1 protein-coding gene is annotated in these 1639 nt (G+C 22.4%); it reads left to right on the forward strand.

Annotation, left to right across the window (positions count from 1 at the left end; all coding sequences use genetic code 11):
- Nucleotides 1-1538: sensor histidine kinase (locus tag G3997_RS01525; protein WP_296647004.1), on the forward strand; the 1538-nt coding region annotated here is incomplete at its 5' end.
- Between the last annotated feature and the right edge of the window lie 101 nt (nt 1539-1639).

Raw genomic sequence — 1639 nt, forward strand, 5'->3', positions numbered from 1 at the left:
CTATAATAGAAGATGAAAATAATAATTTATGGATAGGTACTAGCTATGGATTGAATAAATTTGATAAGAATAGAGAAAAATTTTATAGATATACTACAAAGGATGGATTAGCAAATGATACTGTATATGGAATTTTAATAGACAATAATAAAAAATTGTGGATAAGTACGAATGGAGGGATATCTAAATTTGATTCTGATAATTTAGTATTTAGAAATTTTGGTATAACTGATGGTTTACAAAGTAATGAATTTAATGGAAATGCTGCTTATAAAAATGAAGATGGAGAATTTTTCTTTGGCGGTATTAATGGATTAAATGTATTTAATCCTGAAGAAATTGATAGTTCTGATTTTTTACCACATGTAGTTTTTAGTGAATCTTATGTACGAGGTAAAGAATTTATAAACTTAGACAATAGAAGTTTTGAATCAGATGATAACACTATTAAATTTGAATTTTTTGTACCAGCATATCAAAATACATCAAAGACAACCTATTACTATAAATTAGATGGAAATGATGAAGAATGGTATAGTACTAATGATAATAATATAACTTATCACAAATTAAGTGCTGGAGATTATAACTTTAGAGTTATAGCAAGATACTCGAATGGAAAATATAGTGATGAAAGTACTGTTAGTTTTAATATAAAACCACCTTTTTGGTTTAGTGACTTAKCTATAATTATATATGTTATTTTAATATTTATATTAATTTATAATAATAAAAATAAGATGAAAAAATTAGATAAATTAGTTGATAAAAAAACAAAACAATTAAGAGATGAAATGGATAAAAATAACAATATATTAAATAAGGTCATTAAATTAGAAAAAAATAAAAATAAATATTTTATAAATTTATCACATGAATTAAGAACTCCGTTAAATGTAATTAGTAGTACAAATCAACTTATAGAAGAGTTTAATAATAATGATGTAGCTATAAATAAAGAAAAGTTAAGTAGCTATATGAAAACATCAAATCGAAATTGTAAAAGATTGCTAAAGTTAATTAATAATATAATCGATAGCAGTAAGCTAGAAAATGATAGTTATACAATAAATTTAAAAAAGAATGATATAGTTTATGTAGTTGAAGAGGCAGTGTTAAGTTTAATAGAATTTGCTAAGTATAAGGGGGTTGATATTATAATAGACCCACATATAGAAGAGTTGATAATAGAATGTGATGATTATGAAATTGAAAGATGTATAGTTAACTTAGTTAGTAATGCTATAAAATTTACTCCAATTGGAGGCAAAATAGAAGTTACTATAAAAGAAATAGACGATATGGTTATGATAAGTGTTAAGGATAATGGAATAGGAATAGATAAAAAATATATAGAATTTATATTTGATAGATTTAATCAGGTTATAGATTCTAATAATGAAATTAAAGGTGGAAGCGGATTAGGGCTTACTATAACAAAACAGATAATAGAATTACATAAAGGAGATATTTATGTTGAAAGTGAAGTTGGAAAAGGAAGTAATTTTATAATAAAGCTACCTTTAATAAGTAACTAAAATAATAAATTATAAAAAGATTATCTTAAGAAATAGTTTTAAATTAATATTATTTCTAGATAATMTTTTTTATTTAATTTAAATAAAATTTTCTTATATAA

It is taken from the genome of Romboutsia sp. 13368, from assembly GCF_018336475.1.
Taxonomy (GTDB): Bacteria; Bacillota; Clostridia; order Peptostreptococcales; family Peptostreptococcaceae; genus Romboutsia.